We start from the raw sequence: 13267 nt of genomic DNA on the forward strand, positions 1-13267 counted from the left end.
TCCTTGCTACGGGTGGCCATCACACGTCATCCCAGTTGAAGACCGGCTTCTTCTTGTCCTTGATGGCGGGAAGCTGCTCGATGAACTCCTTGCGGAACTGCTGGTGAAACTTCACCATCTCGACCGCAGATCCCTTCTGCAGCTCCGCGGCGCGCTTGAGGCGCCGCACCACACGGCGGGCCCGCAAGCGCACGTCCGGGCCGCCGAGCAGGGCAAGCACCGGGTGACCCTTGAAGCTGCGGATCAGGACGGCGTACAGCTCTTCGCTGGCCATCTCGAACTCGCCGCCGAGGTCCCGGCACAGGGCCCGCCCGATCTGGGCGTAGTTGGTGATGGCCACCGGCCCCTGCCATGGGATGTTGGACAGCTCAGGGATACGGGCCCGGCCCGGCCTGTCGGTGCTCACTGGCCGTCCTCCTCGATGTCGTCGTCGTCGAGCACGTCACCCTCGGCGACGTGGTTCTTGCCGGTGCGGTAGGCGTCGCCGACCAGGCGGGCGAAGTCCGCGGCGTCCCGGCGGAGGGGACGGGCGCCGGCGAGCGCGGCCACCAGGTCATCGAGCGCCGACAGCAGCAGGCACAGCACGGCGTACAGCCCCGCCCACACGCTGGGGCGGGGGGCATGGTGGATCATGGGGTCTCTCCTCTTCATGGGGAGGGCCCGCCCCGGGTGCTCTTGGTCGATGCGGCCCGGGGCGGGCACAGGGGTCAGGTACGGGCCTGGGTACGGGTCAGCGTCGCCAGGTACGCGCGTACCTGCTGCGCTCTCTCCTGGCCGATCCGCATCTCGTTCTTCAGCGTCCGAAACGACGGGAGCTTGCCCGCGGCGAGCATGGGCCGGTACCGCTCGGCTGCCTGAACGGCCAGGTCATCGCCTTCAGGTACACCCTCGGGTACACCGCCAGGTACGGGTTCGGGTACGGCGAAACTGCCGGGTACGGCAGGCTCGGGAAGGCGGTCGCCGACGCGGTGGACGAACGCGATCAGGTCCGCCACCGCCCGTCGCGCCGCGGGGTCCGGTTCCGGGTCCGGCTCGGGGTCGGGTACGGGCTCAGGTACGGCAGGTACGTCATCCGCGGGCGGTTCCTCGGCGGGTACGGTCGCCGCCGCGGCGTACTCCTGAGCGTCGCGGGACAGCATGTGCCCCAGCCCGGCGCCCATGCCGAGCACCAGCACCGGCAGGCAGGAGACCACCGTGACGATCCACCCGGGCGCCGTGGCGTAGCCGGCGACCTCCAGCAGGTGGTAGGCGACCTGACCGAGCATGCCCAGCAGCAGCGACCCGATCGACGACCACTTCGCGAACCTCCGGGTCCCCGCCGACAGAGCCGGGCTCGACGACAGCCACGTCCCCAGCGCGTACGCGGCGTAGGTCTCCACCCCGATGGGGAGCGTGATCGCCGTGTTGATCTGGAAGCCGTCCGCGATGCCCGGAAGCGGCGTCACCAGGCCGAAGCCCGTCTTCTGCCCCAGGCCAACCCAGCCTGACCAGGTGGCCACCCCGGCGGGCAGCGCGAGCAGCAGCAGCGGCCACCGCGCCGGCGCCTTGCCGCCGCTCATGCCTCATCACCCATGGTCCGCTCAGCCACCTTGCCCAGCGCCGCGGCGAACTCGCCGAGGGAGCGGATGTCGAGGCCGGCGAGGATCCGCGACCAGTCCATCGCGATCGGCCAGTCGATGTCGGTCAGGAAGCGGCGGCCCTCGGACAGGAACGACAGGTGCACCACGACCGGGGTCCGGCCGTCAGGGGTGTCGGCCTGGGCGTAGCGGAGCATCACCTCGCCGGGGCCGCTGAACGGGCCGACGTAGGCGAGGTGGAGGCGCTCGCCGGCGGTGTCGGTGGTGTGGTCGGCGACGCACCACTTGGGGCACGGCGCGGGGGACGATACGGTCGGTTCCACGATCTCTCTCCTGGTGTGATCAGGGGATGGGGTCGAGGCCCCGGCCGGTGTTCGCGCACCGGCCGGGGCCGTCTTGCTAGGAGGGGTCGGACTCGCCGCGGGCCGTGGCGACCAGCTGCAGCAGGTGGCCGGCGAACTCCTCGGCCTCGGCCAGCGACAGGTAGAACAGGAAGCGGTCGGAGCCCTCGACGACGCACACCCGCGGCTCGGCCTCGCGGTAGCCCTGGATGAGGTCGATCAGCGCGACCTGGGGCCGGTAGTTCGGCCGGGTGGGCGCCCCGTAGTTGATGAAGTCCATCGTGGTCAGCTCGACCGCGGCGCTGACGCCGTCGTGGTGGCGGTCGTCGGGGTGGTCGGAGGCGCTATGAAGGGCGCTGCACCAGGCCGGGCACGGGCCGGTGAGCCACGCGGGCACCTCGACGTCGGCGGGACGGTCAGCGGTGGGGGTCGTACGCTTGTCCACGGTGAGGGACCTTTCCTTGGGTGGTTCCGATCCAGGGCCCGTCCCGGTGGTCGAGACCGGGCGGGCCCGCCGTGCATTGGGAGGTCTGGCCTTCCGCTCGCTGTAGCTCTCGGGGAGGTACGGCGAGCGCAGGGCCAGCCCTGGGGCGGCCCGGAGGCCGCCCCGCGGGGCCTAGCGGATGGCGATGAGGTGCTTGTCCTCGCCGTCGATGGTCACGGCCGCCACCTTCTGTCCGAGGGTGAGCATCCGCGGGTTGCGCTGAGCGGTGAGGCTGACGCCGTCCTGGGTGGCCATGTCCTGCAGCGTGGCGTCCACCAGGTCCCGGGGGAGGTCGACCAGGGTGACGCGGATCGCGTCGAGGCGGACGGGCCGACCGGGGCGACCCAGGGAGGCGCGGGTGTAGGCGGCGCGGATGCGGTCGGTGATGGTCATATTCGCTCCTGTGTTGCGGTTCTCTGTTGCGCTAAACAGTAGCGGTTCCCTGTGGCAACCGCAACCCTGTTGCGCTAATCTGTTGCGCATGACGAAGAACCCGCTTGAAGCCCTCGACGACAGCACCCGCCGGTACCGCCAGACCGAGGCGGAACACGAGAGGTCACGCACGGCCGTGATCGCCGACGTGGTGGCCGCGCTCAAGGCCGGCGAGAGGCCGACCGACGTCGTGAAGCGCTCACCCTTCACCGATGCGTACGTGCGGAAGCTCGCCAGAGAGCACGGCATTGAGGCCAGGACGAAAGGCGGCAAGGCGTCGAGCTGAGCGGGGAGGTTCGCGGGGGAGTTCGGTCCGCGGTCCGCGGGAAGTCCGCAAGACCTCCGAACATCCCCGAATATCGTCAACGCCAGCAAACGCAAAAACCCGCAGGTCAGAAGCTTGGTCGGAGCGTTTTCCCAGGTCGCCGCGCTGGCCCCAGACTTCCGCTTCAACGTCTAGCGACCTGACGCCACGTCGCCGATCCGGCGGGCACGCGGGCCGGAAGGGGCCCGGCTCCTCGGAGCCGGGCCCCCAGGCTTTCCCGGGGCCGGGTTACGGCAGGCGCCGTGCCCGCAGGACGGTGTCGTGGGCGTGGTGCGTGCCGGCGGGCGGCGGGACGACGCGGGGGCGGGTCTCGTTGACGAGGACGTCCCAGGTGCGGTCGAGGAGCCGGGCGATGTCGTCGACCTGGTAGTAGTCGGCGGGGTCGAAGTCCCCCTCCGGGTGCGGGGGCAGGTCGGCGAGGGCGTGGGTGACGAAGAGCAGGGTGCCGCCGGGGGCGACGGCGTCCAGCAGGCCGCGCGGCGCGGCCCGGCCCGCCCGGCGCAGGAGCGGGAAGTACTGGACGGACACCAGGTCGAAGGCGCCCGCCGGGGGCGGTGTGGTCATGAGGTCGGCCCGCTCCCAGGCCACGCGGCCCTCGACGTCCGCGGCGGAGGCCGCGGCGCGTCGCAGGGCGGTCTCGGATATGTCGATCCCGGTGACCTGCCAGCCGCGCCGGGCCAGCCAGAGCGCGTCGGCGCCCTCACCGCATCCGACGTCGAGCGCCCGGCCCGGCGGCAGGTCGGTGATCTCGGTGACGAGCACGCCGTTGGGGTTGCCGCTGAACAGGCGGTCGCGGCTGCGGTACATCTCGTCCCACCGGTCTGCGTCCATGGGTTCGGTCCTCTCGTCGGTCTCTCTGGTGGCGGCCGGCCCGGCGAGCCGCCGGTCCGGCCGCCGTCGCGGGTCCGCCGTCCCGCCGGTCGCGGTCGTGCGTCCCGCCGGTCGTGGGCGCGTGTCCCGCCGGTTCCGGCGGCACCGGTCGCCGCCGCGTCGTGCTGATCGCCGTCGCCGCCCGGGAACCCCGGGTCGTCGCGGCCACCTCCGGCGCCAAGGTGCCCCCGTTTCGCCCTCCCGGCAAACTTCTTTGCGGAAAATGCAAAAATGTGGGCACAGTGGCCGTATGGACGATGACCTCGACGCCGTGCTGACCGCGGTCGGGCCCCGGCTGCGCGAACTGCGCCGTCGCCGCGGCGTCACGCTGACCGCCCTGTCCGAGACCACCGGCATTCCGGTCAGCACCCTGTCCCGGCTGGAGTCCGGGCACCGCAGGCCCGGCCTCGAACTCCTGCTGCCCCTGGCCAGGGCCTACCGGATGCCGATCGACGAACTCGTCGGCGCCCCGGCCGATCTCGACCCCCGGGTGTACCCGAAGCCGGTCATCCGCGACGGAGTGACCATCGTCCCCCTGACCCGCAAACCCGGCGGGCTGCAGGCGTTCAAGCACATCCTTCCCGCCGGCCTGACCGACGGGCGCGAGCCCGACCCCCGATCCCACGAGGGATACCACTGGCTGTACGTCCTCAACGGCCGCCTGCGCCTCGTGCTCGGCGACAGGGACTTCGTCCTCGCGGACGGCGAGGTCGCCGAGTTCGACACCCATCTCCCGCACTGGTTCGGCAACGCCGACGAGCGCCCGGTGGAGTTCCTCAGCATCTTCGGCCCCCAGGGGGAACGCGTCCACATCCGGGCCAGATACCGCCCCGACGGCCTCTGACCGGCGCGGAAGCGGACCTCGGCCGGCTCCGCCCGTGAACAGGGCGCGACGGTCCGGGCGGTGCCGCCCCGTCATCCGGCTCCACCTCACCGGGTGGCGCGCGGGCACGTCAGGCGGATCCGTCAGGCGGGCAGGGTGGCGAGCCAGTCGGTCAGGAGCCGGTTGACCTCGGCGGGACGCTCCTCCTGGACCCAGTGGCCGCAGCCGTCGAGGATGTGGCAGGAGACCAGGCCCGGCAGCGTGGCCGGGTACGCCTCGATCGCGCCGGCCAGCCAGGTCGTGGAGGCGTCCAGAGCGCCGCCGACGAATAGGGACGGCTGGGTGACGGGGGCGCCGTCGAAGGCGGCGAGGTCCTCCCAGTCGCGGTCCATGTTCCGGTAGCGGTTGAGAGCCCCGGTGACGCCCGTGCGTTCGAACTCTCCGGCGTAGACGTCGAGGTCCCGCTCGCCGAGCCACGCGGGCAGCCGTCCGGCGGGGAAACGGTCGCGCAGCGTCCCCCCTCTGCCGGCGAAGTGCGGGTCGGGGGCGCCGGGCGGTGGCATGGTGTCGGCGGACAGGGCCGCGTAGAAGCCCGCGAGCCAGCCGCGCACATCCGGTTCGATCTCCGCCTCGGCGCGGCCCGGCTCCTGGAAGTACGAGACGTAGAACTCCTCGTCCCCGCCCATCCCGGCGAAGACGTCGCTGGGACGGGGCCCGCCGGGAGGGGTGTAGGGAACGCTCAGCAGCCCCACCGCCCGGAAGACCTCCGGCCTGAGCAGGGCGGAGGTGGCGGCGATGGTGGCGCCCCAGTCGTGGCCGACGACGACCGCCGTTTCCTCGCCGAGGGCGCGCACCACCGCGACGTTGTCCTCCACCAGGTCGAGCATCCGGTACGCGTCCGTCGCGGCCGGCGCTGAGGAACGGCCGTAGCCGCGTACGTCGAGGGCGACCGCGCGATATCCCGCCGCCGCGAGCACCGGCATCTGGTGGCGCCAGGAGTACCAGGTTTCCGGGAAGCCGTGGACGAGCAGCACCAGCGGCCCGGTTCCCTGCTCCGCGATGTGGATCCGGCCCCCCGGTGAGGACACCGATCGATGTGTGATCTCCATGGCCTGTCGCGACATGCGCCCTCCTTCGGGACCGCCGGCCTTCAACGCCCCGGTGGCCCCGTCCGTCGTTCCGTTTCGCCAGCTGCCTCGACTGCCTCGGCGCCGAACATGCCGAACATGCCGAGCACGCCGAGCACGCCGAGCACGCCGGGCACGCCGGGCACGCCGGGCACGCCGGGCACGCCGGGCACGCCGGGCACGCCGGGCACGCCGGGCACGCCGGGCACGCCGGGCACGCCGGGCATGCGGAGGATTCCGCCCGGATGGCGAATTCGTTTGCGGATTCAGCAAATCCGTTCCACCGCGGTGGAACGCGCCGGGCGGTCTCCGGGGACGTCAGGCGCCGCGTGCGCCGGCCGTGCCGTACTCGGCGCGCCAGGTGGCGGCCGGCGGCTTCCCGGAACGGGGGAGGCATTCAGGACGGGACCGTTTCCTCGCCGCCCCGGCCGTGCCGCTCGGTGACCCGGGCGCGGCCGAGCAGGCGCAGCGCGAGGAGGCCGCCGACGCCGGGGAGGAGGGCGGCCGCCCTGACGGCGACCGTGGCCTGTCCGAGACGCCAGGCCGCCACGACGACGAAGAGGTAGGCGCAGCCGTGGGCCGGGCCCATCAGGGAGGAGACGGGCTTCAGGTGCACGGTGGCGATGTTGGCCAGCATGATGACCAGCGAGGCGAGTTCGAGGTGCGCGGCGACGCGCAGGTGGCGAACGTCCACGGTCACACCCCGGTGGTGGAGCCGGGGCGGATGATCATCAGTACGGTGACCGTGGCCCACAGCAGGTTGAAGACGCCGGTGAGCATGGACAGGCGGCCGGGCACGCGGGGGTCGGGGCCTGCGGTCGCGTCCCCCAGGGCCGCGAGCTCACGGCTCTGGGCGGGCAGGATCAGCAGGGCCAGGACGGCGGCGGCCGCGGCGGTCAGCAGGATCGAGGCGATCAGCCATCCGTCGCCCAGGACGCCGAGGCTGCTCGCCGTGGCGAACCCGAAGACGGGCACGCCGATGCCGACGGTCGCGTACACCCGGCAGATACGGTGCAGCGTCCGCAGGGTAGCGAGCGCGTCCCGGTCGCCGGGGACGTCCCCGGCGATACGGCGGGCGCGACGCAGGGCCGGGGGGAACATGCCGGCGGCGACGGTGACCGGGCCGACGGCCACGACGGCGACCAGGACGTGCAGGGAGAGGAAGAGTTTCGTCATGTTCGATGCTCGGTTGCCTGGAGGGCGTGGGTGGTCTCGGCAGTCACAGGGCGGCGGGGGCGGGTCCCTGAGCGCGCCAGACGGTGCCGCGGCGCTCGTGGGCGAACAGCTCCTCGACGGCGTGGGCGACCCGGGGACCGACCTCACGCTCCAGCAGGTACAGGCCCAGGTCGAGCCCGGAGGTGACACCGGCGCCGCTGACGAGGTCGCCGTCGTCGACGACGCGGGCGTTCACCGCGTGGGCGCCGGTCGCGCCGAGCGCGCCCATGCCCAGGTGGTGGGTCGTGGCGTGGCGTCCTCCCAGCAGACCGGCCATGGCCAGCAGGAGCGAGCCGCCGCACACCGTGCAGACCGTCACCTCCGGGTTCTCCATGGCCGCCTTCAGCAGCACGGGCAGGTCGGTGGTCAGGGCGCGGGCCAGCCGTACGGTGACGGAATCGTCCCCCTGCCGCTCTTCGGTGCCCGCGTCCGGGCCGGGCGCCTCCCCGGGCTCTCCGACGCGGCCCGAGGCGCCGGGGACCAGGATCAGGCCCGCGCGTCCGGGGTCGAGGGCGGCGGTGGCGCGTAGCGCCAGCCCGCCGGTGCCGCTGACCACCTCGCGGGGTCCTTCGGCGGAGACCAGTTCCACGGTCACCGCGCCCGCGGAGGCGGTGCCGCCGGCGTGGAGCACCTCGTAGGGGGAGACGGCATCGAGCGGATCGAAGCCGTCGAACAGGACGATCTGGGCGTGCATGGGGATCCTTCGGATGCGGGACGCCCGGCCGGTCGCCGGGTACGCCCCGAACGTAACGGGCCGCCACCTCCCTCTCCCAGTGGCATTTATGACAGTCCCCAACGAAATAGTGCCAACATCGGAAGAAGGCCGCCACGCTGCGCCGAGATGGCGATCCCAGGGAGCCGGGACCGGGTGTGCCGTCCGGCGGGGCGGTAGATTCCGGCCATGCACACCGTCGCCGTTCTCGCGCTGGACCAGGTGATCCCGTTCGACCTCTCCACCCCGATCGAGGTCTTCACCCGTACCCGGCTTCCGGACGGGCGCCCCGGCTACCAGGTCCGCGTGTGCGCCGAGCGGCCGGAGATCGACGCCGGCGCCTTCACCCTGCGCGCGCCCTGGGGCCTCGACGGGCTCAGGGGCGCGGACACGATCATCGTGCCCGGCACCGCCACACCGGAGGTCCCGCCCACCGCGGAGGTCCGCGACGCGCTGCGAGCGGCCGCCGTGGACGGCACGCGCATCGCCTCCATCTGCGCGGGCACCTTCCCCCTGGCCGCCACCGGCCTGCTGGACGGTCTGCGGGCCACCACCCACTGGATCGCCGCCGGCCTCCTGGCCGCCACCCACCCGGAGGTCGACGTCGATCCGGGCGTCCTGTACGTCGACAACGGGCAGATCCTCACCTCGGCCGGCGCCGCCGCGGGCCTGGACCTGTGCCTGCACATGATCCGCCGCGACTACGGCTCGGCCGTGGCCGCCGACGCCGCCCGCCTGTCCGTCATGCCCCTCGAACGCGAAGGCGGGCAGGCCCAGTTCATCGTCCACGACCACCCGCCCACCCCGCAGGGCTCCGCCCTCGACCCCCTGCTCGTCTGGCTGCAGGACAACCTCGGCCGCGAGCTCACCCTCGCCGACATCGCCGCCCACGCCCGGGTCAGCACCCGGACCCTGATACGCCGCTTCAGCGAGCAGACCGGCACCACCCCGCTCCAGTGGCTCCACCGGGCCCGCGTCCGGCAGGCCCAGCACCTCCTGGAGACCACGCACCACTCCGTCGAGCGCATCGCCGCCCAGGTCGGCTTCGGCTCGCCCACGGCCTTCCGCGACCGTTTCAAGCGCACCACTGGTGTCAGCCCCCACACCTACCGCCGTACCTTCGGCCGGCACCCGTCCGTGACCCGTGACCCGCGTCACCGCCAGGGCCGCGGCGTGGCGACATCCCGTTGAAACGTGGCGCTCACCCCTGCGAACGCCGTGCCCGCGGGCTCGTAGCGTCGAGCCGGAGCCGGTGACCGCCGGCTCCCCGTTCGACGAAGGCTCTCCAACATGCACGTTCACATCGCGTCGTCCGACGGGTTCGGCCCGATCGGCGTCATCGCGCCCTCCGACCGGGCGCTCCACGTCACCGGCGACGGCGGCATGCCCGCCGGCGTCTCCGAAGCGGGTCCCCTCTCCTCTTCGGAACTCGCGGGCTCTGCACAGCTCACCGGCTCCTCACCGCTCACCGGCCGGCGCCGGTCCGCCGGCGCGGACGAGGGCGCTCGATGAGGACGCCGGACGGGATGTCCCCGGCCGGTGTCGTGGCCGCGGCGGCACCCACCCTCGTGTTCCTCGTCGCGAACCAGATCGGCGGCCTTCGCCCGGCGGTCGCCGCCACGGCCGTGACCGCGGCGCTCATCCTCGCCTGGCGGCTGTGGACCCGGCGGCAGGTCCGGCACGCGGTCGCCGGCGCCCTGCTGGCGGCGGCCTGCGCGGCGGTCGCCGCCGGGACGGGGCAGGCGCGCGGCTTCTTCCTGCCCCCGATGCTGATCCCGGTCCTGGCCGCGGCGGCGTGCCTGCTGTCGCTCGTGGCCGACCGGCCGCTGGCCGGCCTGGTGGCCAACCGGATCGTGGGCGGTCCGCCGGAATGGCGTTCGCATCGCGGACTGCGCCGCTTCTACGCGGTGACCACGGTGCTGATCGCGCTGGTGAGCCTGGTGAGCCTGGCCGCGCAGGTGCTGCTGTACCAGTGGGGAGAGGTCGCCTGGCTGGGGATCCTGCACGTCCTCATGGGCCCGGTATGGGGTGCCGTGACGGCACTGTCCATCGTGCTGTCCCGCAGGGCGGTGTCCAGGGAGCGCGCCGCCGCCGAGAGCGCCGGCTCCTGACGGCCGGCTCACCGTCCGCGGCGAGCCGAAGGCCGTGGAGGGCGAGGCGGGGACGTCCGTACCGCCGGGGCGCGGCCGTCCGTACGGCCGGAGCGGGGACGTCCGTACCGCCGGGGCGCGGCCGTCCGTACCGCTGGAGCGCGGCCGTCTGTACGGGCCGGGGCGGCTCAGTCCTCTCCGTCGATGAGGCACTGGATGGCGGCTCCGTACCGGGCGGCCAGGCTCGCGCGGTCGGCGCGGCCGAGCACCGGGTCCTGCACCACGTGCAGGGAGGTGAGCAGGCCCCCGATCTGGGCCGCGATCAGATGGGCCCGCAGTTCGGCGTCGCCGCCGCGGAGCCGGCCGACCAGCGGGACGGCGAAGGCCCTCTCGATGATCTCGCGCAGGGTCTGCTGGACCGGCGCCCGCTCCGAGGCGCGGAAGAGCGCTGACAGCGAGGTCACCGCCAGGGTTCCCGCGCGGGAGGAGGAGAGATCGAGCACGTGCTCGACGAGGGCCTGCCCGAGGCTCTCCAGCGGCCCGTCCATGACCGCGGCCACCGGCAGGTCGACGGCCATGACCTCCAGGAAGAGCCGCTCCTTGGAGCCGAAGTAACGGATGACCAGCGCCGCGTCCACGCCGGCGTGGGCGGCGATGGCCCGGATGCCCACCGCGTCGAAGCCGCTGTCCGCGAAGAGGTCGCGCGCCGCCTCGGAGATCGCCTGCCGGGTCGCCGCCGCCGACCGGCGGCGTGCCGGGCCCTGTGGTCGCACCGCCACGGACGACCTCCTTTCCGCTCCCGTCGTGAGGTTTGTCATCATAGATGACATACGATGTCATCACTGTTGACAAACCGGTGGGGGAGAGAGGGACCGTTCGATGGACCGCCTGAAGGAGAAGGTCGCGCTGATCACCGGAGCCGGCGGCGGCATCGGCCGCGCCGCCGCGCGGCTGATGAGCGCGCAGGGCGCCCTGGTCGCCGTGGCCGACCGCGACGGGGACGCCGCGCGGGAGACGGCCCGGCTGGTCGAGGCCGCCGGCGGCCGCGCGCTCCCGCTGACGGTCGACGTCATGGACGAGGACTCCGTGGCCGGCATGGTGGGCGTCACCGTCGGCGAGTTCGGCCGCCTGGACGTGCTCTGCAACCACGTCGGCGGCACGGACCCGCGCGCGGACCTGGACCTGCTGCGGCTGGACATGGCCGAGTTCGACCGCGCCGTCGCCCTCAACGTGCGCAGCACGCTCCTGGGCTCCCGGCACGCGATCCCCCACATGATCCGGGCCGGCGGCGGGTCGATCATCAACACCGCCTCGGTGGCCGGCCTGGTCGGGGACGTCGTGCAGATCTCCTACGGCGCGGTGAAGGCCGCCGTCATCAACCTCACGAAGTCGATCGCCGTGCAGTACGGCCCGCACCGCGTGCGCTGCAACGCCGTGGCCCCGGGCGCGGTGGTCACCCCCGCCCTGCTGGACAACCTGCCCCGGGACGTCGTCGACGACCTCAAGCGCACGAACGCCCTGCCCTATCTCGGCAGCCCGGAGGACATCGGCCACACCATGGTCTTCCTCGCCTCCGACGAGTCGCGCTACCTCACCGGGCAGCTCATCGTCGTCGACGGCGGCATGACCGTCCAGTCCCCCGCCGCCCCGGGACGCCGGGCCATGCTCCCGCCCGGCGACTGACCCTCGTACGGTCCGCGCGCCCGTGGGGAGGACGTCCCGGGGGCGTGCGACCGGCCCCCGCGGGCGCGCGGCCCACCTTCGCGGGCGGCGCGCCGCCCCGTGATCCCCCGGACGGGCCTGATCGGCTGATCAGGCCCGTTTCGTCATTCGGTGACGCTGAGTAATGCTTTCCGGGATAAATGCGCAGGTCGAGACAGTCTCGGTGCTGTTTGGTGAGCAATGCGTGGCGTTTCGGTAATCGGGGCATGCGCCGACCTGGAGGAATATGTTTTCTCCCCGCGAACGGCGCAGGTCACCACGCCGTCCGCATCCCAGACCCGGTTTGCTCGGTAAGGACGATGCCTGCAGCATAGGCGTGGCTTTCCTGGAACAATCGGCGAGGCGGTTAGAGTAAGTCCTTGACCATGGTTAACGGGGTCGCGGGTAATACGAAACCGTGCCGGCCGGGGGATCGGCGCGAGCGGAGGAATGATGGCTCGAAGGGCAGCGCTCCAGCGTGATCCTCGGATCACCGGCGACCCCGGGCTGTCGGCGTACCCGGGGTCCCTCGACGATCCGGAGCTCGACCCGGCCCCGGCGCGCGGACGCGGCGCCTCGCGGGGCCGCTGGTCCGGCGGAGGCGGCCGGTGGCTGGTCTGGGTCGGCCGGGTCATCCTGTGGGCGCTGATAGTCGTCATCGTGGTGAACGGCGTGCGCGCCATTTTCGAGCGTGCCACCGGGCAGACCGCCACGGGCGGCCCGTCCGCCGTCTCGACCGGCTCCGGATTCCCGGTCGGCCGGGCCACCTCTTTCGCCAGCCAGTTCGCGGCGGTCTATCTGAATTTCGACGCCGTACGGGCGTCGGAAAGGGCCGCCAGGCTGGCCCCCTATCTCCCCGACGCCGCCGAGCCGCAGCTCGGCTGGGACGGACTGGGGCGAATGGCCGCCGGAGCGGTCCAGCCGTACGACACCGAGATCGTCGACGACCGGAACGCCGTCGTCACCATGGCGTTCCAGGCGGGCGACCGCCGCCAGCTCCTGTCGGTGCCGGTGTACTACGACGCCGAGAAGGGCAGGTTCGTCGTCTCCGGCCGCCCCGGCATCCTCCCCGCCCCGTCCCCGGCCAACCTGCCCGCGGTCGCCGCGCCGGAGAACGACGAGGCCGCCGAGCAGGAGCTGCGCACCCCGCTGGCCGACTTCTTCAAGGCGTACGCCGCGGGCGACACCGTCTCCCTGCAGCGGTACGCCGCCGCCGGGGTCACCCTGGACGGGTTCGGCGGCGCCTTCACCTTCGTGGAGCTCAAGGACCTCGACGTCCCGCTCGTCGGCGGCGCCACCCGCGAGGTGACGGCCACGGTCGTGTGGGGCGTGCCCTCGGGCTCCGGCACTTCCACCGACTCCGCCTCGTCCGACCCCGGGGCGATGAACGGCAAGCTGGAGCAGTCCTACCGGCTCACCATGGTCAAACAGGGCGACAAGTGGTTCGTCAAGGACATCCGAGGCGCGAAACGGTCTGCGGGGAACCCATGATCGGACGGTGCCGGAGCACAGTGAACAGACCCCCCCTGATCGGAGAGCCGGCGGCGGGCGGGTTCCGGCGCGCGTGTCA

At 72.8% G+C, this 13267-nt stretch carries 20 protein-coding genes; 7 read left to right on the forward strand and 13 right to left on the reverse strand.

Features of this window, described 5'->3' with window-relative positions:
- Positions 1-19: 19 nt before the first annotated feature.
- From IEZ10_RS29020 to IEZ10_RS29045, 6 genes are all read right to left on the reverse strand, one after another.
- Positions 20-406, reverse strand: coding sequence for a TraA-like protein (locus tag IEZ10_RS29020; RefSeq protein ID WP_189249710.1), 387 nt, complete (start codon positions 404-406; stop codon positions 20-22).
- Positions 403-633, reverse strand: coding sequence for a hypothetical protein (locus IEZ10_RS29025; protein ID WP_189249711.1), 231 nt, complete (start codon positions 631-633; stop codon positions 403-405). The genes IEZ10_RS29020 and IEZ10_RS29025 overlap by 4 nt, the downstream gene beginning before the upstream one ends.
- Before the next feature lie 74 nt (positions 634-707).
- Positions 708-1559: a hypothetical protein gene (locus IEZ10_RS39310; RefSeq protein WP_229811755.1), complete on the reverse strand. Its 852-nt coding sequence runs from the start codon at positions 1557-1559 to the stop codon at positions 708-710.
- Positions 1556-1900: a hypothetical protein gene (locus tag IEZ10_RS29035; RefSeq protein WP_189249712.1), complete on the reverse strand. Its 345-nt coding sequence runs from the start codon at positions 1898-1900 to the stop codon at positions 1556-1558. The genes IEZ10_RS39310 and IEZ10_RS29035 overlap by 4 nt, the downstream gene beginning before the upstream one ends.
- A 76-nt stretch (positions 1901-1976) precedes the next feature.
- Positions 1977-2363: a DUF6907 domain-containing protein gene (locus IEZ10_RS29040; protein ID WP_189249713.1), complete on the reverse strand. Its 387-nt coding sequence runs from the start codon at positions 2361-2363 to the stop codon at positions 1977-1979.
- 171 nt (positions 2364-2534) lie between these two features.
- A complete protein-coding gene (locus IEZ10_RS29045; protein ID WP_189249714.1) occupies positions 2535-2795 on the reverse strand; it encodes a hypothetical protein in 261 nt (86 codons plus the stop codon).
- An 88-nt stretch (positions 2796-2883) separates the two neighbouring features.
- Here IEZ10_RS29045 and IEZ10_RS29050 point away from each other — a divergent pair, with 88 nt between their 5' ends.
- The gene (locus IEZ10_RS29050; RefSeq protein WP_189249715.1) at positions 2884-3120 is read left to right on the forward strand and encodes a hypothetical protein; all 237 of its coding nucleotides are present in this window, start codon (positions 2884-2886) and stop codon (positions 3118-3120) included.
- Between the two features lie 267 nt (positions 3121-3387).
- Here the strand turns inward: IEZ10_RS29050 and IEZ10_RS29055 are convergent, their stop codons facing one another.
- Positions 3388-3990: a class I SAM-dependent methyltransferase gene (locus IEZ10_RS29055; RefSeq protein WP_189249716.1), complete on the reverse strand. Its 603-nt coding sequence runs from the start codon at positions 3988-3990 to the stop codon at positions 3388-3390.
- 289 nt (positions 3991-4279) lie between these two features.
- On the opposite strand from IEZ10_RS29055, the gene IEZ10_RS29060 reads away from it, so the two are divergent.
- Positions 4280-4873: a helix-turn-helix domain-containing protein gene (locus IEZ10_RS29060; protein WP_189249717.1), complete on the forward strand. Its 594-nt coding sequence runs from the start codon at positions 4280-4282 to the stop codon at positions 4871-4873.
- Positions 4874-4995: 122 nt separating this feature from the next.
- Here IEZ10_RS29060 and IEZ10_RS29065 read toward each other — a convergent pair whose 3' ends face one another.
- The 5 genes from IEZ10_RS29065 to IEZ10_RS29085 form a co-directional block, all read right to left on the reverse strand.
- A complete protein-coding gene (locus tag IEZ10_RS29065) occupies positions 4996-5976 on the reverse strand; it encodes an alpha/beta fold hydrolase (RefSeq protein WP_189249718.1) in 981 nt (326 codons plus the stop codon).
- Positions 5977-6002: 26 nt separating this feature from the next.
- Positions 6003-6206, reverse strand: a complete 204-nt coding sequence (locus IEZ10_RS29070) for a hypothetical protein (protein ID WP_189249719.1) — start codon at positions 6204-6206, stop codon at positions 6003-6005.
- Between the two features lie 170 nt (positions 6207-6376).
- Positions 6377-6679, reverse strand: coding sequence for a hypothetical protein (locus IEZ10_RS29075; protein ID WP_229811756.1), 303 nt, complete (start codon positions 6677-6679; stop codon positions 6377-6379).
- Positions 6676-7155, reverse strand: a complete 480-nt coding sequence (locus IEZ10_RS29080) for a hypothetical protein (protein ID WP_189249720.1) — start codon at positions 7153-7155, stop codon at positions 6676-6678. Before IEZ10_RS29080 ends, IEZ10_RS29075 begins: the two co-directional genes overlap by 4 nt.
- Positions 7156-7198: 43 nt before the next feature.
- A complete protein-coding gene (locus IEZ10_RS29085; RefSeq protein WP_189249721.1) occupies positions 7199-7888 on the reverse strand; it encodes a DJ-1/PfpI family protein in 690 nt (229 codons plus the stop codon).
- 207 nt (positions 7889-8095) lie between these two features.
- Between IEZ10_RS29085 and IEZ10_RS29090 the strand changes: the two genes are divergently transcribed.
- The 3 genes from IEZ10_RS29090 to IEZ10_RS29100 all read left to right on the forward strand — a co-directional run bounded on the left by IEZ10_RS29090 (position 8096) and on the right by IEZ10_RS29100 (position 10017).
- On the forward strand, positions 8096-9097 hold the full coding sequence (locus IEZ10_RS29090) for a GlxA family transcriptional regulator (protein ID WP_189249722.1): 1002 nt from the start codon (positions 8096-8098) through the stop codon (positions 9095-9097).
- 99 nt (positions 9098-9196) lie between these two features.
- A complete protein-coding gene (locus tag IEZ10_RS29095) occupies positions 9197-9418 on the forward strand; it encodes a hypothetical protein (RefSeq protein ID WP_189249723.1) in 222 nt (73 codons plus the stop codon).
- On the forward strand, positions 9415-10017 hold the full coding sequence (locus tag IEZ10_RS29100) for a DUF3159 domain-containing protein (RefSeq protein WP_229811757.1): 603 nt from the start codon (positions 9415-9417) through the stop codon (positions 10015-10017). Before IEZ10_RS29095 ends, IEZ10_RS29100 begins: the two co-directional genes overlap by 4 nt.
- Before the next feature lie 167 nt (positions 10018-10184).
- On the opposite strand, the gene IEZ10_RS40340 is transcribed toward IEZ10_RS29100, so the two are convergent.
- Positions 10185-10775 carry a TetR/AcrR family transcriptional regulator gene (locus IEZ10_RS40340; protein ID WP_308426319.1) on the reverse strand — a complete coding sequence of 197 codons (591 nt, stop codon included), beginning with the start codon at positions 10773-10775 and terminating at the stop codon, positions 10185-10187.
- A gap of 100 nt (positions 10776-10875) precedes the next feature.
- Here IEZ10_RS40340 and IEZ10_RS29110 point away from each other — a divergent pair, with 100 nt between their 5' ends.
- Both IEZ10_RS29110 and IEZ10_RS29115 read left to right on the forward strand, forming a co-directional pair.
- Positions 10876-11679, forward strand: a complete 804-nt coding sequence (locus IEZ10_RS29110; RefSeq protein WP_189249725.1) for an SDR family NAD(P)-dependent oxidoreductase — start codon at positions 10876-10878, stop codon at positions 11677-11679.
- Between the two features lie 471 nt (positions 11680-12150).
- Positions 12151-13188, forward strand: a complete 1038-nt coding sequence (locus IEZ10_RS29115) for a conjugal transfer protein (protein ID WP_189249726.1) — start codon at positions 12151-12153, stop codon at positions 13186-13188.
- The last annotated feature ends 79 nt before the right edge of the window (positions 13189-13267 follow it).

It is taken from the genome of Streptosporangium pseudovulgare, from assembly GCF_014648055.1.
Classification (GTDB): Bacteria; Actinomycetota; Actinomycetes; order Streptosporangiales; family Streptosporangiaceae; genus Streptosporangium; species Streptosporangium pseudovulgare.

What these genes read in the sequence shown, in the direction of transcription:
- IEZ10_RS29115 (WP_189249726.1), top strand. Translation starts at nt 12,151, where the DNA reads ATGGCTCGAAGGGCAGCGCTCCAGCGTGATCCTCGGATCACCGGCGAC.
- IEZ10_RS29055 (WP_189249716.1), bottom strand. Translation starts at nt 3,990, where the DNA reads ATGGACGCAGACCGGTGGGACGAGATGTACCGCAGCCGCGACCGCCTG.
- IEZ10_RS29070 (WP_189249719.1), bottom strand. Translation starts at nt 6,206, where the DNA reads ATGCCCGGCGTGCCCGGCGTGCCCGGCGTGCCCGGCGTGCCCGGCGTG.
- IEZ10_RS29085 (WP_189249721.1), bottom strand. Translation starts at nt 7,888, where the DNA reads ATGCACGCCCAGATCGTCCTGTTCGACGGCTTCGATCCGCTCGATGCC.
- IEZ10_RS29080 (WP_189249720.1), bottom strand. Translation starts at nt 7,155, where the DNA reads ATGACGAAACTCTTCCTCTCCCTGCACGTCCTGGTCGCCGTCGTGGCC.
- IEZ10_RS29095 (WP_189249723.1), top strand. Translation starts at nt 9,197, where the DNA reads ATGCACGTTCACATCGCGTCGTCCGACGGGTTCGGCCCGATCGGCGTC.
- IEZ10_RS29110 (WP_189249725.1), top strand. Translation starts at nt 10,876, where the DNA reads ATGGACCGCCTGAAGGAGAAGGTCGCGCTGATCACCGGAGCCGGCGGC.
- IEZ10_RS29100 (WP_229811757.1), top strand. Translation starts at nt 9,415, where the DNA reads ATGAGGACGCCGGACGGGATGTCCCCGGCCGGTGTCGTGGCCGCGGCG.
- IEZ10_RS29050 (WP_189249715.1), top strand. Translation starts at nt 2,884, where the DNA reads ATGACGAAGAACCCGCTTGAAGCCCTCGACGACAGCACCCGCCGGTAC.
- IEZ10_RS29025 (WP_189249711.1), bottom strand. Translation starts at nt 633, where the DNA reads ATGATCCACCATGCCCCCCGCCCCAGCGTGTGGGCGGGGCTGTACGCC.
- IEZ10_RS29060 (WP_189249717.1), top strand. Translation starts at nt 4,280, where the DNA reads ATGGACGATGACCTCGACGCCGTGCTGACCGCGGTCGGGCCCCGGCTG.
- IEZ10_RS29045 (WP_189249714.1), bottom strand. Translation starts at nt 2,795, where the DNA reads ATGACCATCACCGACCGCATCCGCGCCGCCTACACCCGCGCCTCCCTG.
- IEZ10_RS29090 (WP_189249722.1), top strand. Translation starts at nt 8,096, where the DNA reads ATGCACACCGTCGCCGTTCTCGCGCTGGACCAGGTGATCCCGTTCGAC.
- IEZ10_RS29065 (WP_189249718.1), bottom strand. Translation starts at nt 5,976, where the DNA reads ATGTCGCGACAGGCCATGGAGATCACACATCGATCGGTGTCCTCACCG.
- IEZ10_RS39310 (WP_229811755.1), bottom strand. Translation starts at nt 1,559, where the DNA reads ATGAGCGGCGGCAAGGCGCCGGCGCGGTGGCCGCTGCTGCTGCTCGCG.